22 protein-coding genes and 1 riboswitch are annotated in these 21,311 nt (G+C 67.6%); of the genes, 17 read left to right on the top strand and 5 right to left on the bottom strand.

What is annotated here, in order from left to right; genetic code table 11:
- Positions 1-31 precede the first annotated feature (31 nt).
- The 4 genes from yidC to dapE all read left to right on the top strand — a co-directional run bounded on the left by yidC (position 32) and on the right by dapE (position 4,393).
- Positions 32-1,828 carry a membrane protein insertase YidC gene (gene yidC, locus OLX02_RS09620; RefSeq protein ID WP_264422311.1) on the top strand — a complete coding sequence of 599 codons (1,797 nt, stop codon included), beginning with the start codon at positions 32-34 and terminating at the stop codon, positions 1,826-1,828.
- Between the two features lie 14 nt (positions 1,829-1,842).
- The gene (gene yihA / locus OLX02_RS09615) at positions 1,843-2,496 is read left to right on the top strand and encodes a ribosome biogenesis GTP-binding protein YihA/YsxC (protein ID WP_264422753.1); all 654 of its coding nucleotides are present in this window, start codon (positions 1,843-1,845) and stop codon (positions 2,494-2,496) included.
- Between the two features lie 98 nt (positions 2,497-2,594).
- Positions 2,595-3,263, top strand: coding sequence for a glutathione S-transferase family protein (locus OLX02_RS09610; protein ID WP_264422309.1), 669 nt, complete (start codon positions 2,595-2,597; stop codon positions 3,261-3,263).
- Positions 3,260-4,393, top strand: coding sequence for a succinyl-diaminopimelate desuccinylase (gene dapE / locus OLX02_RS09605; protein WP_264422307.1), 1,134 nt, complete (start codon positions 3,260-3,262; stop codon positions 4,391-4,393). The genes OLX02_RS09610 and dapE overlap by 4 nt, the downstream gene beginning before the upstream one ends.
- A 13-nt stretch (positions 4,394-4,406) precedes the next feature.
- On the opposite strand, the gene OLX02_RS09600 is transcribed toward dapE, so the two are convergent.
- From OLX02_RS09600 to OLX02_RS09585, 4 genes are all read right to left on the bottom strand, one after another.
- Positions 4,407-4,982: a Smr/MutS family protein gene (locus OLX02_RS09600; RefSeq protein ID WP_264422306.1), complete on the bottom strand. Its 576-nt coding sequence runs from the start codon at positions 4,980-4,982 to the stop codon at positions 4,407-4,409.
- Positions 4,979-6,166, bottom strand: coding sequence for a murein transglycosylase A (locus tag OLX02_RS09595; RefSeq protein ID WP_264422304.1), 1,188 nt, complete (start codon positions 6,164-6,166; stop codon positions 4,979-4,981). Before OLX02_RS09595 ends, OLX02_RS09600 begins: the two co-directional genes overlap by 4 nt.
- A gap of 26 nt (positions 6,167-6,192) precedes the next feature.
- On the bottom strand, positions 6,193-6,870 hold the full coding sequence (locus OLX02_RS09590) for a Tim44/TimA family putative adaptor protein (protein ID WP_264422302.1): 678 nt from the start codon (positions 6,868-6,870) through the stop codon (positions 6,193-6,195).
- A 150-nt stretch (positions 6,871-7,020) separates the two neighbouring features.
- Positions 7,021-7,965 (bottom strand): AraC family transcriptional regulator, encoded by a 945-nt coding sequence (locus OLX02_RS09585; RefSeq protein ID WP_264422301.1) that lies wholly within the window; start codon positions 7,963-7,965, stop codon positions 7,021-7,023.
- Positions 7,966-8,168: 203 nt separating this feature from the next.
- On the opposite strand from OLX02_RS09585, the gene OLX02_RS09580 reads away from it, so the two are divergent.
- From OLX02_RS09580 to OLX02_RS09560, 5 genes are all read left to right on the top strand, one after another.
- Positions 8,169-8,948 carry an inositol monophosphatase family protein gene (locus OLX02_RS09580; protein ID WP_264422751.1) on the top strand — a complete coding sequence of 260 codons (780 nt, stop codon included), beginning with the start codon at positions 8,169-8,171 and terminating at the stop codon, positions 8,946-8,948.
- Positions 8,949-8,960: 12 nt separating this feature from the next.
- Complete coding sequence (locus tag OLX02_RS09575; protein WP_264422299.1) at positions 8,961-9,407, top strand: gamma-glutamylcyclotransferase; 447 nt, start codon at positions 8,961-8,963, stop codon at positions 9,405-9,407.
- 84 nt (positions 9,408-9,491) lie between these two features.
- Positions 9,492-10,778 (top strand): amidohydrolase family protein, encoded by a 1,287-nt coding sequence (locus OLX02_RS09570; RefSeq protein WP_413630144.1) that lies wholly within the window; start codon positions 9,492-9,494, stop codon positions 10,776-10,778.
- A gap of 172 nt (positions 10,779-10,950) precedes the next feature.
- A complete protein-coding gene (locus tag OLX02_RS09565; RefSeq protein WP_264422297.1) occupies positions 10,951-11,157 on the top strand; it encodes a cold-shock protein in 207 nt (68 codons plus the stop codon).
- Between the two features lie 102 nt (positions 11,158-11,259).
- Positions 11,260-11,457 (top strand): hypothetical protein, encoded by a 198-nt coding sequence (locus OLX02_RS09560; RefSeq protein ID WP_264422296.1) that lies wholly within the window; start codon positions 11,260-11,262, stop codon positions 11,455-11,457.
- Between the two features lie 46 nt (positions 11,458-11,503).
- Here the strand turns inward: OLX02_RS09560 and OLX02_RS09555 are convergent, their stop codons facing one another.
- Complete coding sequence (locus tag OLX02_RS09555; RefSeq protein ID WP_264422294.1) at positions 11,504-13,369, bottom strand: methyl-accepting chemotaxis protein; 1,866 nt, start codon at positions 13,367-13,369, stop codon at positions 11,504-11,506.
- 130 nt (positions 13,370-13,499) lie between these two features.
- Positions 13,500-13,614, top strand: a riboswitch (SAM-I-IV-variant riboswitch).
- 67 nt (positions 13,615-13,681) lie between these two features.
- Here OLX02_RS09555 and OLX02_RS09550 point away from each other — a divergent pair.
- The 8 genes from OLX02_RS09550 (at position 13,682) to OLX02_RS09515 (ending at position 21,303) form a co-directional block, all read left to right on the top strand.
- Positions 13,682-14,587: a homoserine O-succinyltransferase gene (locus tag OLX02_RS09550; RefSeq protein WP_264422293.1), complete on the top strand. Its 906-nt coding sequence runs from the start codon at positions 13,682-13,684 to the stop codon at positions 14,585-14,587.
- A gap of 175 nt (positions 14,588-14,762) precedes the next feature.
- Complete coding sequence (rpmI, locus tag OLX02_RS09545; protein ID WP_264422291.1) at positions 14,763-14,966, top strand: 50S ribosomal protein L35; 204 nt, start codon at positions 14,763-14,765, stop codon at positions 14,964-14,966.
- Positions 14,967-14,979: 13 nt separating this feature from the next.
- Entirely contained in the window at positions 14,980-15,339 is a 360-nt protein-coding gene (gene rplT, locus OLX02_RS09540; RefSeq protein ID WP_264422289.1) for a 50S ribosomal protein L20, read from the top strand.
- A gap of 184 nt (positions 15,340-15,523) precedes the next feature.
- Positions 15,524-16,420 (top strand): helix-turn-helix domain-containing protein, encoded by an 897-nt coding sequence (locus tag OLX02_RS09535; RefSeq protein ID WP_264422288.1) that lies wholly within the window; start codon positions 15,524-15,526, stop codon positions 16,418-16,420.
- Positions 16,421-16,481: 61 nt separating this feature from the next.
- Positions 16,482-17,570 carry a phenylalanine--tRNA ligase subunit alpha gene (gene pheS, locus OLX02_RS09530; protein WP_264422286.1) on the top strand — a complete coding sequence of 363 codons (1,089 nt, stop codon included), beginning with the start codon at positions 16,482-16,484 and terminating at the stop codon, positions 17,568-17,570.
- Entirely contained in the window at positions 17,567-19,966 is a 2,400-nt protein-coding gene (gene pheT, locus OLX02_RS09525; RefSeq protein WP_264422284.1) for a phenylalanine--tRNA ligase subunit beta, read from the top strand. Before pheS ends, pheT begins: the two co-directional genes overlap by 4 nt.
- Positions 19,967-20,026: 60 nt before the next feature.
- Positions 20,027-20,908 (top strand): aldose 1-epimerase family protein, encoded by an 882-nt coding sequence (locus OLX02_RS09520; protein ID WP_264422282.1) that lies wholly within the window; start codon positions 20,027-20,029, stop codon positions 20,906-20,908.
- The gene (locus OLX02_RS09515; protein WP_264422281.1) at positions 20,905-21,303 is read left to right on the top strand and encodes a hypothetical protein; all 399 of its coding nucleotides are present in this window, start codon (positions 20,905-20,907) and stop codon (positions 21,301-21,303) included. Before OLX02_RS09520 ends, OLX02_RS09515 begins: the two co-directional genes overlap by 4 nt.
- Positions 21,304-21,311: the final 8 nt, after the last annotated feature.

Below are 21,311 nucleotides of genomic sequence, written 5' to 3'. Positions count from 1 at the left end.
CCTGCTCAACGACCTGACTACGCGAGGCATAGTGGAAAACCAGCGCAAACTGATCTTGACGGTGGTGCTCATGGGCCTGCTGCTGATCGGCTGGGACATGGGACTGCGGTATTTCTATCCGCAACCGGCCCAAAAGCCCAAGGCAGAGGCGACCGCCTCTCCCGCCTCCAACGGCAATGCCGCCCCGGCCAAGCCGACCCGCGAAGGCGGGTTGCAGAGCCCGGCCGATGTCGCGCTCGAAAAGCAGGATCTGGTCCAGGCGCTGGCCGCCGGCAACCGCGTCGCGGTCGAGGGGCCGGGCCTGAAGGGCTCGATCAACCTCGTGGGCGGCGTGGTCGATGACCTGACGCTCGCTCGCCACCGCGAATCGATCGACAAGGACAGCGCCCCCGTCCGCCTGTTCTCGCCCGCCGGCACCCCGGCGCAGCACTTCGCGCAGATCGGCTGGGTGGGGCAGGGCGTACAGGCGCCCGACGCGCGCACCGTGTGGCAGGTCCAGGGCAGCAAGCTGACCCCGGCCACTCCGGTGACGCTGACCTGGTCCAACACCACCGGCCAGACTTTCGCGATCCGCTATGCGATCGACGCCAACTACATGATCACCGCGGCGCAGACCGTCACCAACGCCGGCGCCGCGCCGGCAGTGGTGCGCCCCTTCGCGCTGATCAACCGCACGGACAAGACCGCCAGCCTCGATACCTGGCAGGTCCACTCCGGCCCGATCGGCGCGTTCGACGGTTCGGTGACGTTCGCCAACAACTACAAGGACGTGCTCGCCGCCGGCCAGGTGGCTCCGGCGGGCAAGCCCAACTGGATCGGCTTCACCGACATCTACTGGCTGTCGGCGCTGGTGCCTGATGCCAATGCCAAGGTCGACGGCGATTTCCGCAGCCTGGGCAACGGCCTGTTCCGCGCCGACGTGATCTATCCGCCGGTCACCGTCGCACCGGGCCAGCAGCAGACCCAGTCCATCCGCCTGTTCGCCGGCGCCAAGGAGAACAAGGTTCTCGAAGGCTACGAAGCGCAGGGTGTGACCAACCTTTCGTTGTCGATCGACTGGGGCTGGTTCCGCTGGTTCGAGAAGCCGATCTTCTGGCTGCTCGATTCGCTGTTCCGCGCGGTGAAGAACTTCGGCGTCGCGATCATCCTGCTCACGCTGATCGTGCGCGGCATGATGTTCCCTGTGGCCCAGCGCCAGTTCGCCTCGATGGCCGCGATGCGCGCCATCCAGCCGAAGATGAAGGCGCTGCAGGAACGCTACAAGGACGACAAGCAGAAGCAGCAGCAGGAAATCATGGCGCTGTACAAGCAGGAGGGCGTCAATCCGCTCGCCGGCTGCCTGCCCATCTTCCTGCAGATCCCGGTGTTCTTCGCGCTCTACAAGGTGCTGGTGCTGACCATCGAGATGCGTCACCAGCCCTTTGCACTGTGGATTCGCGATCTTTCCGCGCCTGATCCGCTGCACGTGCTCAACCTGTTCGGCCTGCTGCCGTTCACGCCGCCGAGCTTCCTCGGCATCGGCCTGCTCGCGATCCTGCTTGGCATCACCATGTGGCTGCAGTTCAAGCTCCAGCCCGCGGCGATGGACCCGGCGCAGCAGCAGGTCATGGGAATCATGCCGTGGATGATGATGTTCGTGATGGCGCCGTTCGCGGCCGGCCTGCTGATCTACTGGATCACGTCGAACCTGCTCACCATCGGGCAGCAGAAGTATCTCTACAGCCGGCACCCGCAGCTGAAGGCGCAGGCGGCGAAGGACCAGCCCGACAGCGACCGCCCGGCGGCGCGCGACAAGAAGGCGGCGCCGCGCGGGCCGAAGGCACGTTGAGCGAGCCCCTGGCCATGACGCCCGAAGAGGAAGCCGCGCACGCCGATCTGATCGAACGTGCCCGGTTGCTCTTTGCCGGCCGCGTCGAGTTCCTGAAATCGGCGCCCTCGCTCAAGTTCCTGCCCGATCCTACGGTGCCGGAAGTGGCCTTCGCCGGCCGTTCGAACGTCGGCAAGTCGTCGCTGCTCAACGCGCTGACCGGCCGCAAGTCGCTGGCGCGCACGTCGGTCACGCCGGGCCGCACGCAGGAACTCAACTACTTCGAAGTGGGCGAGCCGACGCGCATGCGGCTGGTCGACATGCCCGGCTACGGCTTTGCCAAGGCACCGCCCAAGGTGGTCGAGCAATGGCGCAGGCTGGTGCGCGATTTCCTGCGCGGGCGCGTCGTGCTCAAGCGCACGCTGCTGCTGATCGACAGTCGGCACGGCATCAAGCCGGTCGATGTCGAGATGATGCAGATGCTCGACGAGGCCGGCGTCGGCTACCGCGTGGTGCTGACCAAGGCGGACAAGATCAAGGCCAGCGAACTGGAGCAGGTCATCGCCGAGACGCAGGCTGCCGCGCGCAAGCGTACTGCCGCCTATCCCGAAGTGCTGGTGACCTCGTCCGAAAAGCGCATGGGTATCGAGGAACTGCGCGCCGCCGTGCTGCAGGACGCCGAACAGTAAGCGGGATCGGCTCGCCGGGTTCTTCGTTCAGCCTCGACAGGCGTTTGCTGAATGTCTAGTCGGCATCGGTGACAGGCCAGCGGCAAGAGGGGCAGGCGATGAAGCTCGTCATCGGCAACAAGAACTATTCCAGCTGGTCGCTGCGCGCCTGGCTGGCGTGCAAGCAGTCCGGCCTTTCGTTCGACGAGATCATGGTCCCGCTCTATGGCGAGGACTGGGACGAACGGAAGAAGGAGGACGACGATCTCGCCCCTTCATCCGGCAAGGTGCCGATCCTGTGGGACGGCGAAGCGGTGGTGTGGGACAGCCTCGCGATCATCGAATACCTGGCCGACAAGGTGGGGCGCGACCGGTTCTGGCCCAAGGACGATGCGGCGCGGGGCATGGCCCGCTCGATGGTCGCGGAAATGCATTCCGAATATTTCGCGCTGCGCCGGCAGATGCCGATGAACATCCGCAAGCGGGTGGAAGGCGTCGCCGTCACCCCCGAAGTGCGCGCCGATATCGTCCGCATTCTGACGCTCTGGGCAGAGGCGCGCGCGCGCTTCGGCAAGGGCGGACCGTTCCTGTTCGGCACGTTCAGCGCGGCCGACATCATCTACGCGCCCGTCGTCTCGCGCTTCATCACCTATGGCGTGCCCGTGCCGGGCTTTGCCGTCGCCTACATGCAGGCGGTGTGGGAGCATGACTGGGTGGAAACGTGGGTCGCCGCCGCCGAGGACGAGGAATGGACGATCGAGCAGTTCGAGGGACCGCAAGCCGCATGACCAGCAGCCTTGACCCCGTTTCGCTGGCCGAACGCCTGATCGATTGCCCCAGCGTGACCCCGGCGACGGGCGCGGTGTTCGATTGCCTTCAGGCGATGCTCGAACCGCTGGGCTTCGCGGTCCACCGCTTCGTGGCGGGCGAGCCGCCCGAAGGGCCGGTGGAGAACCTGTTCGCGGTGCGCAAGGGGCCGGAAGGCACGCGCCATTTCGCCTTCGCGGGCCATCTCGACGTGGTGCCACCGGGAGAGGGTTGGTCGAGCGGGCCGTTCGAGGCCGAACGGCGCGGCGACCTGCTCTACGGCCGCGGCGCGGTCGACATGAAGGGCTCCATCGCCTCGTTCGTGGCCGCGGCCGCCGAAATTCCTGCCAGCGCGGGCACGCTCAGCCTGATCATCACCGGTGACGAGGAAGGCCCGGCCAAATACGGCACCGTGCCCCTGATCGAGCATATGCGCGCAGTGGGCGAGCTTCCCGACCTGTGTCTTGTCGGTGAACCCACCTCGGTTCACCGGTTGGGCGACATGGCCAAGATCGGCCGGCGCGGCTCGGTCAACATCTGGCTTTCGGTGAAGGGCGCGCAGGGCCACGTCGCCTATCCGCACCTTGCCGACAATCCGATCCCGCGCCTTGTCGCCATGCTTGCCGAGCTTGATGCATTGGTGCTCGACGAGGGGAGCGACTGGTTTCAGGCCTCGAACCTCGAAGTCACCGACATCGCGGTGGGCAACCCCGCCACCAACGTCATCCCGGCCGAAGCACGTGCGCGCATCTCGATCCGCTTCAACGACCTGCACACCGGGCAGGCGCTGGCCGACCGCGTGACTGCCATCGCGCAGCGTCATGGCGGCGAGGCGCGGGCGGTGATTTCGGGCGAGAGCTTCGTCACCCTGCCGGGCGCGTTTTCGGATCTGGTCGTTGCTGCCGTCATGGCCGAAACCGGCCTCACGCCCGAACTGTCCACCACCGGCGGCACTTCCGACGCGCGCTTCCTGCGCGCGGTGTGCCCGGTGATCGAGTTCGGCCTGTGCAACGCCACGATGCACAAGACGGACGAGGCGGTGGCGATGGAGGATCTCCACGTGCTGGCGCGCATCTATCGCCGGATCGCGGAAGCCGCGCTGAAGCCGTGAACGGCCGGGGGACCTAGCGCCCCTTGCGCAGCACGATATAGACCGCGCCCGAGCCGCCATGGCGCGGTTGCGCCGGGCGAACTGCGGCGATGGCCCCAGCGTGCGGGCTGTGCGCTAGCCAGTCGAGCAGCTTGGCGCGGATCGCGCCGCGCCGTTCGCCACGCTCGTCGTGATGGCCGTGCGGCCGGTGCTTGCCCGCAATCAGCAGGATGACCCGCGCGCCCATCGCCAGCGCCTGGCCGATGCCGCCGACAAGTCGCGCGTGCGCCATGTCGAGGTTCATGCCGTGCAGATCGATGGTCAGATCGGGCATGAGCGCGCCGCGCGCCAGCTTGCGGTCCCAGCTGGCATCGAGGCCATGCGCGGTAAGCGGGCGCGTGGGCACTGCCGGCGGCGCGGCAACCGGCAGGGCAGGCGGAACGCGGCCCTTGGGCTTTTTCGCGGCGAGGGCGGCAGGCGAGGCAGCCACAGGGGCGGCGGCCACGACCACAGATGCGGCGCGGGGGCGGGGATGGAGCGGCGTGACCGTATCGGCGACCTTGCGCCACAGCTCGGCTTCCTCGGGGCTCAGCCCCCGGGGTGTCCTCATCGTGCGCCCAGCCTTTGCAGCGTGCCTCTGGGCAGCAGGATCAGCGCCCGGCCGCGCGCGCTCATGCCGCCCGCGATGCGCCGGGCATCCTCGCCCGCGCCCCAGAAGCTGTCGAAACGGTTGGCGCCCTTGATCGCCCCGCCGGTGTCCTGCGCCACCCACAGCCCGCTTGCCTCGGGCCGGTCGGTCTGGAGCCACACCGGTGCGCCCAGCGGCACGAAGGCGGGATCGGCGGCCACCGTGGTGCGGCCGCGCACCGGTACGCCCAGCGCGCCGACGGGGCCTTCGCCGGTGTTCTCGCGGAAGAACACGTAGCTGCGGTTCTGCCGCATCAGCGCGCGGCCTTCGTCTGGATGTTCGTGCAGGTAGCGCATGATGCCCTGCATGGAGCCGGGATACTGGCCGGGGCCGCTGCCGATCAAGCCCTGTGCGCGCATCACTGTGCCTAGCCCGGTGTAGTCCCAGCCGTTGACGGCGGCATAGCCCAGGCGGATCACGCTGCCGTCGGGCGCGCGCAGCCGGCCAGATCCCTGCACCTGGAGGAAGAACAGTTCGGCAGGGTCCGCCGCCCAGGCGATTTCCAGTCCCTTGCCCGCCAGCGCGCCGTCCTCGATCGCGGCGCGGTCCCAATAGGGCACGAAGCGGCCGTTCCCGTCATAGCGGCCCAGCGGCTGGCGGCCGTCGGGCAGGGGCGCGGCATCGCCCGGCCGGGCACGGACAAGGTCCGGGGGAGGGGCATAGACCGGTACGTCGAACCCCGGCTGACGGACTCGGACGCCCGCGATCTCGGGTTCGTAGTATCCGGTGACGAAGGAGCTTCCGGTGCCGACTTCGGCGGTTTCGAACCAGTTGGCGAAGAAGCGCGCGGCATCGCTGGCGGGCCAGGTGGCGGCGGCGGTGCAGGTCGAAACCCAATCGGTGGGACGGGTCAGGCCGCTGCCATCGTTGCGGCGCGTCAGGCGGGGGCAGCTGGCCACGAAAGAGGCGAGTGCGGTGCGCGCGTTATCGTCGCGAAAGCCAAGGCCGGCGGGGGTGGGGCCGGGCTTCACCCCGATGAGCGCGGCGGTGGCGGGTTGCGGCGGCGGGCGCGTGCCCACCACCGGCCCGCCGGTTTCGGGGATGATCCGCCCGCAGCCTGCGAGCAGCGCCAGACTCATGAGCAGCCCTGCGGCGCGGCGTCGCATCGAAAGCTTGCTCCCGGCGTGAAACGTCAGGCTTCGTCGGTTTCGTCGAGCAGCCAGTCCGGATCGCGCGAGGTGAGATCGCGCGAGAACGTCCACAGGTCGCGGCTCTCGATGGCATCGTCGAGCGAGCCGGCGATGACGGTGCCGGCCGAGTCGCGGGTGACCGAGGCCACGTCGGCCACGAAGCGCACGGTGACGCGGGCGACCGGCGCGGCGTATTCCGCCGAAACGATCTTGGCGTCCTCGATGCGGATCAGGCGGGCGTCGAGCGTCTCGCCGGCGGCCAGGCGCGCGTCGATGGCCGAAGCGAAGCCTTCGTAGACATCGCGGTCGCACAGCTGCGAGAGTTCGTCCTTCTCGCCGCGCCAGAAGGCTTCCAGCACCATGCCGTAGGCGCTGCGCGCACCGGTCAGGAACTGGCCCACGTCAAAGCGTCGGTCGGCCGCCACAATGGCGCGAATCCCGGCTTCCGCAGGGGATTCAAAGCCGCTTGCCTCGGGCAGAGCGGGAACCGGGCGACCGGCCACGCCAGGCTTTTCGGGCAGGCGCGGCGCGAGCGCGCGGGGCGCGGGCGAAGCGTCAGGCTGCTCCACGCGGCGGCGCAGTGGCTCATCGTTCTGTTCCGGACGGCGGCCCAGAACCGAATAGAGCCGCAAGCCCAGGAAAGCGGCGATCATCGCCAGGATGACAATCTCAACAATCACACGCAGTCGTCCCGAAAGCAGGCCCCACAGGGTCCGGGCCATCGTCCGGCCATGGGGCAATGGTTTACCGTGCCTCAAGTAGGTACGAATTACAAATGAACAACGCGTGGACGTTGGTCTGGTGCCAACCCGCGACAGGCGGCACTTCGCTTATTGCCAGGGCCGGATGCCGCCGGGCGCGATGCGGTCGATGGTTTCCAGCCGCCGTGCCTGCCGCGTTTCCAGCGCCAGCGTGATCAGGGGCTGCGGCGTTTCCACGAATTGGCGCGGGCTCATCCCGAAAAGTTCGGTAAATTCGCGGATCAGGTGGCTCTGGTCGTAATAGCGCAGCGCGAGCGCCTCTGCCTCGTCCTGGTCGGCAACGCCGCGCAAGTGGCTCGCCATGTCGAGCGCGCGCGCACGGCGGAGGACCTGCTTGGGCGCCATGCCGAAGTCGCGTCGCACGATTCGTTCCAGCCGGCGCTGGTCGATGGCCCAGTCACGCGCCAGCGCGGCGATGCTGGTGGTGGGATCGGTAAAGGCGGCTGCCTCGAACCGCGTCGATACCGGATCGGGTTCCAGCGCGCGGCGTTTCGCGATCAGGTCGCGCATGTGCCGCTCCATCGCGAGGCACCACTCCTCGGGGCTGGCGCCCGGCTTGAACAGGGCGAGCCATTCGGCCGTGGACTGGCCCAGCGTATCCACGTCCACCAGCCGGTCGACATGGTCGGGAAGGCGGCTCAGGCCCAGGACGTGGCAGGTGCCGGGACGCAGCGCCATGCCCACGCTGGTGAAGCTGCCCGAAACCGCGATTCCCATGCGGCGCGCGTTGGGGCCGAAGAACAGCGCCGCCCGCCCCATCTGGCGTTCGCCATCGGCGGTCTGGGCCGCCCAGTCGCCGCGCAGTTGCACGCGCAGGAACGCGGTGTCGCAGAACAGCCCGCACTCCAGCCGGTAGTCGGCAGGCGCATCAACGTCGGTGACGTAGAGCCGCGCGATCCACGGCGCGAGATCCGGTGCCGGCGCGCGGTTGTACGAAATGGGCTGACCATCGCGCGTCGCGCCGCCGCTGGAGGCAAGGGACCGGTCGAATGCCGGCCTCGCTCGGTTTGGCATGATGCTCCCCATTCTTCCCCATCGCATGTCCGGATCGCTAGCGTGCCCCCGCAGCTCCGGACTGTGATGCGCGTCACGTTGCGGACGCAATTCGGGTTAATCACGAAACGAACCGCGCTCCAAGCCCCGAGAACGCGGTATTTTTCTCCAAGATGGGCGAATCCTTGACCGTGGCGCGCCCGCTGGGCCATGCCGCAGCCATCATGAAGCTCGACGACGATATCGCCCTCGCCCTGCGCCTCGCCGATGCGGCGGGCGACGCCATCCGCCCTTATTTCCGCAGCGCCGTTGCAGAGCGCAAGGGCGATGCGACCCCGGTCACGCTGGCCGATCGCGCCGCGGAAGAGGCGATGCGCCGCATTCTCACCGCGGAAAAGCCGCGCGATACCGTGATCGGCGAGGAACTGGGCGCGACGGCCGGATCGTCCAACCGCAGCTGGGTGCTCGATCCGATCGACGGAACAGCCGGATTTCTGGCCGGGCGCCCCCTGTTCGGCACGCTGATCGCGCTGGTGGTGGAGGGATTTCCGGTGCTCGGCATCATCGACCAGCCGATCATCGGCGAACGCTGGATCGGCGCGCTGGGCCGCCCGACCACGCTTAATGGCCGCGAGGTGCGCACTCGCCCATGCCGCGTTCTGGGTGATGCCACGCTGGCGACGACGGGGCCGCATTACTTCGACGATCACCAGGGCCAGCATTTCATGGCACTGGCGGCAAAGACCGATCACAAGCGCATGGTGATGGGCGGCGATTGCTACAACTATGCCATGCTGGCGACGGGCCAGATCGACGTGGTCTGCGAAGCCAATCTCAAGCTGCACGACTGGGCGGCCCTGGTGCCGGTGGTCGAAGGCGCGGGCGGCACGATGGCCGACTGGAACGGCGAACCGCTCCATGCCGGGTCGGACGGGCACGTCCTTGCGCTGGGCGATCCGGCGCGGCTGGAGGACGTGGTCGAGGCGCTCGCCTGCGGCCACTGAGGACGCACCGCGATGCCGAGCCTGCGGTTGTTCTTCTACGGCACGCTCACCCACGAACACGATAACCCGGTCACCCGCCGGGTCCTGCCCCTGCTGCGCTGCATCGGGCGCGCATCGGTGGCCGGGCGGCTCCACGCCGTGCCGCATGGTGCCGGGTGGTATCCGGTGCTCACGGCAGGCCGGGGGCGCGTGCATGGATGGATATACGAGGCAGGATCGGCGTTCGACGCGGCGGCCTTGCGCCTGCTCGACGCTTACGAGAGCGCCGACGCACGCCGGCCCGGCCGGTCGGACTACATCCGCGAAACGGCGCAGGCCACGGCAGGGCGGCGGCGGATGCCGGTGCAACTCTATCGCTACCGCCGGCCGATCCATCCGGGCCTGAAGCCTGTTCCGGGCGGGGATTTTTCCACCTTTCTGGCACTGCGCAGATGGCGGGCATTCGGATCGCTGGCGTGATCCCCCCGCTTGCCTGATCCCGTTGCGCGTGCAACCAGTTGCGTGAACGTGACAGACGTCCAACTGACAGACAGGGGAGCACAGATGCGCAAGGTTACGGCGGCGACCACGGTCGCGGCACTTCTTTCGGCTGCGGCGATGCCGGGCATGGCTGCGGCGAAGACCGTGGTGGTCCGTGCGGCGCACATGATCGACGTGGTGGCGGGCAAGCGCGTCGATGATGCGCAAGTGGTCGTCACCGATGGCCGCATCGCTGCGGTGGGGCGCAAGGGCGATGCGGTGCCGGCAGGCGCCGATGTGATCGACCTTGGTCCGCGCACCCTGCTGCCGGGCCTGATCGACATGCACGTGCACCTGACGGGCGACCCGAGGTTCTCGGGCTATCGCGGGCTGGAATATACCGACGCCTTCTGGACCGTGGTGGGCGTGAACAGCGCGCGCAAGACGCTGGAGGCCGGCTTCACCACCGTGCGCAACGTGGGGTCGGGCGACTATGCCGACGTCGCGCTGAAGCAGGGGATCGAACAGCGCTACATCACCGGCCCGCGCATCGTGCCTGCCGCCTATGCGCTCGGCGCAACGGGCGGGCACTGCGACGTGACCGAATTTCCGCCCTCGATGGAAACGCCGGTGCCGGGCGTCGCGGATTCGCCGGACGGCTTCCGCTCGCTGGTGCGCAAGATGCGCAAGTACGGGGCCGAGGTCATCAAGATCTGCGCCACCGGCGGCGTGTTTTCCAAGACCGATTCGGTCGGCGCGCAGCAGATGAACGATGCCGAACTGAAGGCCGTGGTCGATGAGGCGCACATGCTGGGGATGCGGGTGGCCGCGCACGCACATGGCACTGCCGGTATCAACGCGGCGCTGCGTGCGGGCGTCGATACCATCGAGCACGCCAGCCTGGCCGATGCCGAAAGCTTCCGGCTCGCCAAGGAAAAGGGCGCCGCGCTCGACATGGACATCTACAATGACGATTACATCCTGGCTGAGGGCGAGAAGAACGGCGTGTTCGCCGAAAGCCTCGAAAAGGAGCGGATGATCGGGCGCAAGCAGCGCGAGACGTTCCGTGCCGCGCACGCCGCCGGGGTGACGCTGCTGTTCGGCACCGATGGCGGGGTTTATCCCAATGGGAACAACGCCTTGCAGTTCGCCAAGATGATCGAATGGGGCATGACGCCGATCGAGGCGATCCGCGCCGCGACCGTCACTGCCGCCCGGTTCCTTGATCGGACCGGCGACGTCGGCGCGATCGAGAAGGGCCGCTACGGCGACCTGATCGCGGTGGATGGCGACCCGCTCACCGATGTCCGCACGCTTGAAAAAGTGGCCTTCGTGATGAAGGGTGGCGAAGTGGCCAAACCGGCGTCCTGACCTTTTCCGGGACGCGCGCCTTGCAATTTTGGCCCGGTGCGCCCATCTCATCCGATGCTATCGTCGCTGCGACGGAATTTGCGGCCGCAGGGTCACTCCTTCCTTTCTCACGCTACAAGCTCCGCCGGCGCTGTTGCCGGTGGGTCCCTGTTTTCGTGAAAGGAAACATTCCATGCCCGTAGGCACCGTCAAGTTCTTCAATATCGACAAGGGTTATGGCTTCATCGCGCCGGACGACGGCGCGCCCGACAACTTCGTCCACATCAGTGCGGTCGAACGTTCGGGCATGGCCACCCTGACCAAGGACCAGCGCGTCCAGTACGAGGTCGAGGCTGACAAGCGCGGCAAGATGGCTGCGGTCAACCTCCAGTCGGCCTGATCCGCTGGTGCTGAGCGCCGGGGGGCTTCGGCCTCCCGGCGTGCCGGTCCGTCCGGCTGGCCCCTCGGGCCGAAAATACCCAGAGCTGAAGGAGAGAGGCCGATGTCCGTGTCCGGAAGCCACTATATGCGACAGGCGCAGATCTGCGCCGACATGGCCGCAAACACCACCTTGCCCAACCAGCGCGAGATTTTCCTGCGCTCCCAGTCCGCCTGGGAAGAAATGGGCCGGCGTGAAGAATCGATGAAGGCGACCCGCGAGCGCCTTGCAGAAGAAAAGGCGGCGAAGCTGGAGGACTGATCCTCCCGCCTGCCGCCCTTCCGCATTCCGGCCGATAAGGCCGTTCTCAGAATTCCGACCAGTCGTCGCCGCCGAACGAGGCATTGGCGACCCGCTTTGGTGCGGGCGTCCACACCGGTTCGTTGTCGGCCCTGTCTGCCTTCACCGCGACCTTGACGGGCGTAGGTGCCGGGGCAAACGACACGTTGCGGACCGGCGGAGCCTGATCGGGCAGGCGGAACTGACGCACCTGGTCCATCAGATCGGCGGCCTGCGTGGCGAGGCTCTTGGCCGCAGCGGTCGATTCCTCGCTCATCGCGGCGTTCTGCTGGGTCATCTTGCCCATTTCGGCGATCGCGCCGTTCACCTGCACCAGGCTGGCAGACTGCGCTTCGGACGCTTCGGCAATCTTGGCCATCAGCCCGCTCACCTGCTTAACCTGGTCGGCGATGCGGCCAAGCGCGTTGCCCGTCTCCGAAACAAGGCCCACGCCCGTGGCGACCTCTCGCGAGGCCTGGCTGATGCGGCCCTTGATGTCGTTGGCGGCCTCTGCCGAGCGCTGCGCCAGCGCGCGCACTTCGGTCGCCACCACCGCGAAGCCCTTGCCTGCCTCGCCCGCACGCGCCGCCTCGACTCCGGCGTTGAGCGCCAGGAGATTGGTCTGGAATGCGATCCCGTCGATCAGCGAGATGATCTGCTCGATCTCGCGCGAGGTCTGCTCGATCGCATCCATCGCGCCGATCGCGCGGCGCACCACGTCTTCCGAAGCCGTGGCTTCGGCGGTAGCGCCGGTCACCGCGCGGTTGGCGTCCTGCGCGGCATCGACCGACTGGGCGACGGTCTGGGTGACCTGCGCCAGCGCGGCAGCCGATTCCTCAAGGCTGGCGGCCTGCTGTTCGGTGCGCGAGGAAAGGTCTTCCGATGCCTGGCGAATTTGGCCGGCGCCCGAATCGAGGCTGGTCGATACCTGCCCGAGCGTGGTCAGCGTTTCCGCCAGGCTCTGGGCGGCGCGGTTGTAATTGGTCTTGAGCGCGGCGAACACGCCCGGCAGGTCGGCGTCGATGCGATGGGTCAGGTCTCCTTCCGAAAGGCTGGAGAGCGCGGTGCCGACACTGCGCACGATCAGCGCAGCCTGTTCTTCCTTCGAGCGTTCGGCGGCCACGAGCAGGTCGCGCAGCGCCCCGGTGGCACGCGAAAGGTCGCCCACTTCATCGCGGCGCTCGGTGTTGCGCGCGACCACGTCGGTGCGTCCTTCGGCGAGCGAGGCGATCGTCCGCGTCACTTCGACCAGCGGATTGGCGATCAGGCGGGTCAGCAGCACCAGCATGGCTGCGGCGAGCGCCAGTGCGGCCACGGTGACGACGACCAGGATGATCCGCGCGTTGCTGGCGATGCCGGCGGCTTCGACCGCCTTTTCCTTCATCACTTCGGACTGCGCGCTCTGGATCAGGGTCGCTGCCTTGTCGATCTGGTCGAACGCGCCATCGTTGGCGCGGAAGGCGGCGAAGGCCTCCTCGTTGCGATTCTGAGCGGAGAGCGCCAGCATCGGATCCGCCTTGCGGTAATAGGCATCGCGCAGCGGGATGAAGGCGGCCAGCGCAGCCTTCGTCGTCGGCAGATTGAGACGGGGCTTGAGCCATTCGACGTTGCGGTCGATGGTCTGCCGCGCCTGTTCCACGTCGCGCGTCGCGCTGTGCAGTTCCTCGGGCGTGGTGGAAAGGATGTGGGTCGCCTCGGCAACCCGCAGATCGGACACGGCCGAATTGACAAGCGCGGCAGCCTCCAGCTTTTCACGCCGCGAAACCGCCAGATCCTGCGCCACGTCGGACAGGCTTCCCAGCCCGATGAAGCCCACCGCGCCAACCCCCAGCAGGGCTAGGATCAGGGCACTGAGTGCAAGCAGCAGCTTGCGGGAAATCGGAAGGTCGGCCATCGTTTGCTCCGGTCTGCAGGACGATGCGACTTAACCCCTCCACTCTCACCGTTTCCGGAAACCGGCCTTACGGGATTGTACGCAACCGGGGGGCGGTTGTTGCAATCGTGACCGCCCGGCGTTAGATAGCCCGCAGCATCAAGAGTTGGGGAAGACGCCCCGACGCCAACCTGCCGATCATTTCCGGGCAAGGTGGCACCTCCGGCTGGAGGGATGTGGCCGGTCCGGCAACAAAGCGGAAGCGAGCCTCATTTCCTTCTGTCCGGCGGAACCGGCGTCTGTCCCTGCCATGCGACAGGAAAGCGAAACGCCGTGCCGATCAGGATTGCCGATACCCTCCCCGCCCGCCGCACGCTCGAAGCCGAAGGCGTGATCGTGATGGGCGAGACCGAGGCCGCGCGGCAGGACATCCGTCCGTTGCGCATCGCGCTGCTCAACCTGATGCCCGACAAGATCACCACCGAAACCCAGATCGCGCGCGTGCTCGGGGCCACGCCGATCCAGGTCGAACTCGAACTGGTGCGGATTTCCGACCACGTCAGCAAGAACACCTCGGCGGGGCATCTCGCCGAATTCTACCGGCCGTGGTGTGAAGTGCGGGCCGAGAAGTTCGACGGGCTGATCGTCACCGGCGCGCCCGTGGAAACGCGCCCGTTCGAGGAAGTCACCTACTGGGACGAACTGCGGCGGATCTTTGACTGGTCGCAGACCCACGTCCATCGCACGCTGTCGGTGTGCTGGGGGGCGATGGCTGCGCTGCACCACTTCCACGGCGTGGAAAAGCACACCCTCGACACCAAGGCAGCGGGCGTGTTCACGCACACCAATCGCGCGCCGTCCAATCCGTGGATGCGCGGCCTGCCCGATGTGTTCGACGTGCCTGTCTCGCGCTGGTCCGAAGTGCGGCGCGAGGATCTGCCGGAAGGGCGAGGGCTGTCGGTGCTGGCCGATAGCGACGAGACCGGGCTGTGCCTGATCGACGATCCGGCGCACAATGCGCTGCATATGTTCAACCACCTCGAATACGACACGCTCACGCTGGCCGGCGAATATGCGCGGGACGAAGGCGGCTATCTGCCCAGGCACTATTTCCCCGGCGACGATCCGCACGCGGCCCCGGTCAACACCTGGCGCGGGCACGGCCACCTGCTGTTCGGCAACTGGATCAACCAGACGTACCAGTCGACTCCGTTCGACCGGCGCGACATCGGCCTGTAAGGCACCGCCAGCGGAGCTTGGCCCTGGTCCTGATGGAGCCAGGCAAAGACTCCGCCTTGCCTTTCGGGGTCGCTTCCATTAGGGGCGCCCCCTTCAACCGGTACGGATTGGATGACTCGCCTGGCCAGTAGGGCTGCCACGGCGTGTCGGACGTGCCGATACAAAGGAGACGAAAATGCCCAAGCTCAAGACCAAGAGCGGCGTCAAGAAGCGCTTCAAGCTCACGGCTACCGGCAAGGTGAAGCACGGCGTCGCCGGCAAGCGTCACCGCCTGATCAGCCACAACGCCAAGTACATCCGCCAGAACCGCGGCATGGACGTGATTTCCGACGCCGATGCGAAGGTGATCAAGAAGTGGGCGCCCTACGGGCTGAACTGAGGAGCGCTGACTTATGAGCCGTATCAAGAGGGGTGTTACCACCCGCGCAAAGCACAAGCGGATTCTGGAACAGGCGAAGGGCTATCGTGGCCGTCGCAAGAACACCATCCGCGTTGCCCGTCAGGCCGTCGAAAAGGCCGGCCAGTACGCCTACCGCGACCGCAAGGTGAAGAAGCGGACCTTCCGCGCTCTGTGGATCCAGCGCATCAACGCTGCGGTCCGCGCTGAAGGCCTGACCTATTCGCAGTTCATCCACGGCACCAAGCTTGCCGGGATCGAACTGGACCGCAAGGCCATGGCCGACCTCGCGATGAATGAAGGCGGTGTGTTCACTGCCATCATCCAGCAGGCGAAGGCCGCTCTCCCGGCGTAATGCCGATGGGGGCACTCCCGGCTTGATGCCGGGCAGGGCACTGGAACAAGGGGCGCTGGCCATCGCGGTCGGCGCCCTTTTTCGTGCGCGCCGATTTTGCCTGCCATCAAAGACTTGCCTAAGGACTATCCCATAGGGTCTGGTCAGAGTATGGCCATTTCCCAGAGGGCAAAAGGGGCGCACATTGACCGGGGAAGTATCCGTCCGGGTACGATTTCATCAGCCGCCTGCGGCGCTGCGCCCTTATTTCACCACGTTCTACATCACCGAAATCACGGTGCCGTCGGGCGGTGCCGTGCTGGACTACCTCCATCCGGAATGGGCCAATCTTCGGATATTTCAGGGAAGTTTACCGGATTCGGATATCGGCGGCCATGATCCGCTGTGCGGTGCGCCTGCTACATTCACCGGGCCGACCAGCACATCGGTGCGCTTTTCCATCGGCACCACCCGCATTTGGGGGATCGGCTTCCTTCCCCTCGGCTGGGCGCGATTCGTCGATGCGCCGGCCCACGTCTATGCCGACCGGCTGATGGACCCGCTGGAGGAGCGCATCTTTGCGCCTTTCCGCCCGCTGATCGAAAACGTCTTCGGCGAATGCCCGGACAAATCGGCCGAACTGGCGCGGATCGCCGATTACTTCACCGATTGTCCTTCCGCGGAAGTGCCTGACGAGGCCCGGATCTCGGCCTGCCACACGGCCCTCATCGATCCCGAAATCGCCAGTGTCGCCGATCTGGCCGTGGCGACGGGGTTGCCGCCGCACACGCTGGAAAGGCTTTGCCGCCGGCATTTCGGTTTCCCGCCAAGCCTGCTGCTGCGCCGCCAGCGCTTCATGCGCAGCCTTTCGCAGTACATGCTCGACCCGTCGCTGAAGTGGATCGGCGCGATCGACGGGCACTATCACGATCAGGCGCAGTTCGTGCGCGACTTCCACCGCTTCATGGGCATGAGCCCCAGCCACTACGCCGCCCTGCGGCATCCGGTGCTTTCGGCGGTGATGCGCGCGCGGCAGGAGGCGGCCGGTGCTGCGGTGCAGGCGCTGCATCCGCCGGCGACGAAGCACCCCGCCGCAAGGTAAGGCACAGGGGCTGCGTCGGCCCGCTTGGATTCGCGCGCGTTTGGCGCTAGCGCGCGACGCGATGGAACAGCTTGAACAGACCCTCGCGGCGATTGCCGCAGCGGATACGGCCGATGCGGTCGAGGCAATCCGCGTGTCCGCGCTCGGCAAGCAGGGGTGGGTTTCCGCCCTGCTCAAGACGCTCGGCGGCATGACTCCGGACCAGCGCCAGAGCGAAGGGCCGAAGATCCACGCCGCGCGCGAGGCGGTGACCGCCGCGCTGGGCGAACGCAAGGCCGCGCTTGAAGGCGCTGCGCTGGAAGCCCGGCTCGCGTCCGAAACCGTGGACCTGTCGCTTCCCGCGCCCGAAGCGCCGAAGGGTTCGATCCACCCGGTCAGCCAGGTCATGGAAGAACTGGCCGAAATCTTCGCCGACCTTGGCTTTGCCGTGGCGAGCGGGCCGGAGATCGAGGACGACTGGCACAATTTCACCGCGCTCAACATGCCGGAAACGCATCCGGCGCGCGCGATGCACGATACCTTCTACTTCCCCGACAAGGACGCGCACGGCCGCTCGATGCTGCTGCGCACGCACACGTCGCCCGTGCAGATCCGCACGATGCTGGCCGAGGGCGCACCGCTGCGGATCATCGCGCCGGGCCGCGTCTATCGCTCGGACAGCGATGCCACGCACACGCCGATGTTCCACCAGATCGAAGGCCTCGTCATCGACAAGGGCATTCACCTCGGCCACCTCAAGTGGACGCTGGAAACCTTCCTCAAGGCCTTCTTCGAGCGTGACGACATCGTGCTGCGCCTGCGTCCCAGCTACTTCCCCTTCACCGAGCCTTCGGTCGAAGTGGACGTCGGCTATACGCTGGTGAACGGCAAGCGCGTGGTCGGCGGCGGCGGCGATGTCGCCAACGGCGGCTGGATGGAAGTGCTGGGCAGCGGCATGGTCAACCGCAAGGTGATCGAATACGGCGGGCTGGACCCCGACGAATGGCAGGGCTTCGCCTTCGGCACCGGCGTCGATCGCCTCGCGATGCTCAAATACGGCATGGACGACCTGCGCGCCTTCTTCGACGGCGATGCGCGCTGGCTGGGCCACTACGGTTTCGGGGCGCTCGACGTGCCGACCCTCTCCGGCGGCGTGGGAGTGCGGCCATGAAGTTTTCGCTTTCCTGGCTCCAGGACTATCTCGACACCGATGCCGACGCGGCGACGATCGCAGCACGGTTGACCTCGCTCGGGCTCGAAATCGAAGGCGTCGAGGACGCTTCGGTGTCGTTAGGTGCCTTTCGGGTCGCGCGTGTCCTGACCGCCGAAAAGCACCCGCAGGCTGACAAGTTGCAGGTGCTCTCTGTCGATCTTGGCGATGGAAAGCCCTTGCAGGTGGTCTGCGGCGCGCCCAACGCCCGCGCCGGACTGGTGGGCGTGCTGGGCCTGCCGGGCGCGGTCGTGCCCGCGAACGGCATGGTGCTGAAAGTCGCGGCGGTGCGCGGCATCGAATCCAACGGCATGATGTGCTCCACCCGCGAACTGGGGCTGGGCGAGGATCACGAGGGCATCATCGAGCTGCCCGAAGACGCGCAGTTGGGGATGTCCTACGCCGACTACGTCGGTTCGGACCCGGTGTTCGACGTGGCCATCACGCCCAACCGCCCCGATTGCATGGGCGTTTACGGCATCGCGCGCGATCTGGCGGCCGCGGGCCTTGGCACGCTGAAGCCGCTGGCGACCGGCGGCACGACGGGCAGCTTCCCCTGCCCGGTGGAAATCCGCACCGACGATGCCGATGGCTGCCCGGCCTTCTATGGCCGCGTGATCCGCGGCGTGAAGAACGGCCCGTCGCCGCAGTGGCTGCAGGACCGGCTCAAGAGCGCGGGCCAGCGACCGATCTCGGCGTTGGTCGACCTGACCAACTACGTCATGCTCGGCTATGGCCGTCCGGCCCACGCCTATGATCTCGCCAAGCTGAACGGCGCGGTCGTGGCGCGCCGCGCCGCCGATGGCGAGGGCGTGACCGCGCTCAACGGCAAGCACTACCTGCTCGACCACGAAATGACCGTGATCGCCGACGATGTCGGCGTGCACGACATCGCCGGGATCATGGGCGGCGAGCATTCGGGCTGCGCGGACGAGACGACCGACGTCCTGCTCGAAATTGCCTATTTCAACCCGCAGCGCATCGCGCGCACCGGGCAGACGCTGGCGCTGGCCAGCGACGCGCGCGGCCGGTTCGAGCGCGGCGTGGACCCTGCGTTCCTCGAGGCCGGCATGGATATCCTGACCCGCCTGATCCTTGAGGTTTGCGGCGGCGAGGCGAGCGAAGTCGTGCGCGCGGGCACTCCGCCTGCGGGGCAGAAGACCGTGGCCTACGATCCGGCGCTGGCCGGACGGCTGGGCGGCGTTGACGTGCCGCTGGACGAACAGAAGCGCATTCTGGGCGCACTCGGCTTCGGCGTGGTCGAAACGGGCGAGCACTGGGCGGTTTCGGTGCCCACGTGGCGCCCCGATGTCGATGGCGCGCCCGACGTGGTGGAAGAAGTGATCCGCGTCCACGGGCTGGACGCGGTGCCTTCCACGCCGCTGCCGCGCGCCGAAGGGGTGGCCAAGCCCACCGCCACGCCGGTGCAGGCGCTGGAGCGGCGCGTGCGCCGCGCGGCGGCATCGCGCGGGCTGAACGAGGCGGTGACGTGGTCGTTCCTGCCCGAAGCCCAGGCCGCACACTTCGCCGATGGGCAGCCGGTCTGGACCCTCGCCAATCCTATTTCCGAAGACCTCAAGGCGATGCGGCCTTCGCTGCTGCCGGGCCTGCTCAGCGCGGTTGGGCGCAATCTCGATCGCGGCGCATCGTCGGTGCGCCTGTTCGAGGTCGGCCGGCGCTATCTGCGCGGCGAGGGCGGTGCCAGCGACGAGAAGCTGAGCCTGGCCGTGGTGCTGGCGGGCGAGAAGGTGGCGCGCGGCTGGAACAGCGGCAAGGCGCAAGCTTTCGACGCGTTCGATGCCAAGGCCGAGGCGCTGGCGCTGCTGGCGGAAGCCGGCGCGCCGGTCGAGAACCTGCAGGTCATGGGCGAGGCGGGACCGCAGTTCCACCCGGGCCAGTCGGCCACGCTGCGGCTCGGGCCGAAGCAGGTGCTGGCGCGCTTCGGCATGCTCCATCCGGCCACTGCCAAGGCGTTCGACCTCGATGGTCCGGTCGCGGTGGTGGAACTGTTCCTCGATCGCATCCCCGCGAAGAAGGGCGCCAGCGGCTTTGCCCGCACGCACTTCGCGCCGCCGGCCTTGCAGGCGGTGACGCGCGATTTCGCGTTCCTGCTGCCGCTGGGCGTGGCGGCGGGCGACCTGCTGCGCAGCGTGAAGGGCGCGGACAAGGCCAATATCGTGGCGGCGCGCGTGTTCGACGATTTCCGCGGCGCAGGTGTGCCCGAAGGGCACAAGAGCCTGGCGGTGGAAGTCACGCTCCAGCCCTCCGACAAGAGCTATGACGAGGCGGCCTTGAAGGCGATTGCCGAGAAGATCGTCGCGGCGGCGGCCAAGCAGGGCGGAACCCTGCGCGGCTGAACGGCTTGACGCGGTGCAGCATGGTTTCCACACAGGAAGCCTGCTGCACCGCGAGGCCTCATGACCGACCTGCTGACGATTTCCTCCGGCGACCTTTCCGCGCGGATCAATCCGCTGGGTGCGGAGCTGTGGTCGCTGACGGACGCGCAGGGCCGCGAGTACATGACCGACGCAGATCCGGCGTTCTGGGGCGGCCACGCGCCCTTGCTGTTCCCCATCGTCGGCTCGCTCGCGCAGGACCGGTTGCGGCTGGACGGCGCGGACTACGCACTGCCCCGACATGGTTTTGCCCGCCGCAGCACGTTCGCGCTGGCGGGGCAGGGCGAGGATCATCTGCGCTTCCGCCTGACCGATTCGCCCGATACGCGCGCCGTCTATCCCTTCGCTTTCGTGCTGGAGATGGCCTTCCGGCTGGAAGGCATGACGCTGGCGATGGAGGCGAGCGTGACCAATCCGGGGCAGGCCGACCTGCCGTTCAGCTTCGGCTATCACCCCGCGTTCGCCTGGCCGCTGCCCGGCAATCCCGACAAGGCGGCGCACAAGCTGGTGTTCGAGAAGGCCGAACCGCAGGACGTGCGCCGACTGGGCAAGGCGGACGGGTTGTTGCTGCCCGGCGGCGAGGCCACGCCGGTGACGGGGCGCGAGCTTGCCCTGACCGAAGACCTGTTCCGCGCCGATGCCATGGTCTGGACCGATCTGGCCAGCCGCCGCCTGTCCTACGGCGCGGACGGCGGCGCGTGGCTTGATGTGGCGTTTCCCGACACGGCGATGTTCGGGCTGTGGCAGGTGCCGGGTGGACGCTACATCTGTCTGGAGCCTTGGGCAGGCCACGCCGATCCGGTGGGCTTCGACGGCGATTTCCGCGAGAAACCCGGCGCGGTGCTGCTGCCACCAGGCGAGACCGCACGGTTCCGCATGGCCGTGTCGGTGCGGCCGTCATGAGCGGGTGTTCGGCCGCGCCGGCACGCAAGCCGAAGCGTCCCTGGCTCGGCTGGGTCCTGCTGTTGGGCGCGCTTGGCGGGCTGGTGATCTTCGCCGCGACGTTCGGACACCGGCGGCAGGCGGAGGAGATGCGGCACCTGCTGTTCGCCAACTCGGCGCTGTCGGCGGCGCAGTTGTCCACCTGCCTGATGGAGCGCCTGCCATTGGAAGGCCGCTGGTTGCCGGGCGAGGGCAGTCCCGAGAGGGTCGGCGCCTGGAATGGCGCGCGCGACCTGATGGTCGAGGTTTTCGACGCTGGGGCCAAGGGCCGGCGCGTGGAAATTTCCTCGCTTGGCGGACGGTCGCTGCGCCCGGCGGAGGCCGAAGCGCTGCGCCGCTGTCTTGCTGGCGGGTGACAGGCGCG

Source organism: Novosphingobium sp. KCTC 2891 (genome assembly GCF_025938155.1).
Taxonomy (GTDB): domain Bacteria; phylum Pseudomonadota; class Alphaproteobacteria; order Sphingomonadales; family Sphingomonadaceae; genus Novosphingobium.
The sequence above is the reverse complement of the archived record's forward strand: the minus strand, read 5'-3'. Positions and strand labels throughout refer to the sequence as shown.

Bases quoted from the DNA above. Each gene is read 5' to 3' on its own strand.
- yihA (WP_264422753.1), top strand. From the start codon at position 1,843: ATGACGCCCGAAGAGGAAGCCGCGCACGCCGATCTGATCGAACGTGCC.
- OLX02_RS09610 (WP_264422309.1), top strand. From the start codon at position 2,595: ATGAAGCTCGTCATCGGCAACAAGAACTATTCCAGCTGGTCGCTGCGC.
- dapE (WP_264422307.1), top strand. From the start codon at position 3,260: ATGACCAGCAGCCTTGACCCCGTTTCGCTGGCCGAACGCCTGATCGAT.
- OLX02_RS09600 (WP_264422306.1), bottom strand. From the start codon at position 4,982: ATGAGGACACCCCGGGGGCTGAGCCCCGAGGAAGCCGAGCTGTGGCGC.
- OLX02_RS09595 (WP_264422304.1), bottom strand. From the start codon at position 6,166: ATGCGACGCCGCGCCGCAGGGCTGCTCATGAGTCTGGCGCTGCTCGCA.
- OLX02_RS09585 (WP_264422301.1), bottom strand. From the start codon at position 7,965: ATGCCAAACCGAGCGAGGCCGGCATTCGACCGGTCCCTTGCCTCCAGC.
- OLX02_RS09580 (WP_264422751.1), top strand. From the start codon at position 8,169: ATGAAGCTCGACGACGATATCGCCCTCGCCCTGCGCCTCGCCGATGCG.
- OLX02_RS09575 (WP_264422299.1), top strand. From the start codon at position 8,961: ATGCCGAGCCTGCGGTTGTTCTTCTACGGCACGCTCACCCACGAACAC.
- OLX02_RS09570 (WP_413630144.1), top strand. From the start codon at position 9,492: ATGCGCAAGGTTACGGCGGCGACCACGGTCGCGGCACTTCTTTCGGCT.
- OLX02_RS09565 (WP_264422297.1), top strand. From the start codon at position 10,951: ATGCCCGTAGGCACCGTCAAGTTCTTCAATATCGACAAGGGTTATGGC.
- OLX02_RS09560 (WP_264422296.1), top strand. From the start codon at position 11,260: ATGTCCGTGTCCGGAAGCCACTATATGCGACAGGCGCAGATCTGCGCC.
- OLX02_RS09555 (WP_264422294.1), bottom strand. From the start codon at position 13,369: ATGGCCGACCTTCCGATTTCCCGCAAGCTGCTGCTTGCACTCAGTGCC.
- rpmI (WP_264422291.1), top strand. From the start codon at position 14,763: ATGCCCAAGCTCAAGACCAAGAGCGGCGTCAAGAAGCGCTTCAAGCTC.
- rplT (WP_264422289.1), top strand. From the start codon at position 14,980: ATGAGCCGTATCAAGAGGGGTGTTACCACCCGCGCAAAGCACAAGCGG.
- pheS (WP_264422286.1), top strand. From the start codon at position 16,482: ATGGAACAGCTTGAACAGACCCTCGCGGCGATTGCCGCAGCGGATACG.
- pheT (WP_264422284.1), top strand. From the start codon at position 17,567: ATGAAGTTTTCGCTTTCCTGGCTCCAGGACTATCTCGACACCGATGCC.
- OLX02_RS09520 (WP_264422282.1), top strand. From the start codon at position 20,027: ATGACCGACCTGCTGACGATTTCCTCCGGCGACCTTTCCGCGCGGATC.
- OLX02_RS09515 (WP_264422281.1), top strand. From the start codon at position 20,905: ATGAGCGGGTGTTCGGCCGCGCCGGCACGCAAGCCGAAGCGTCCCTGG.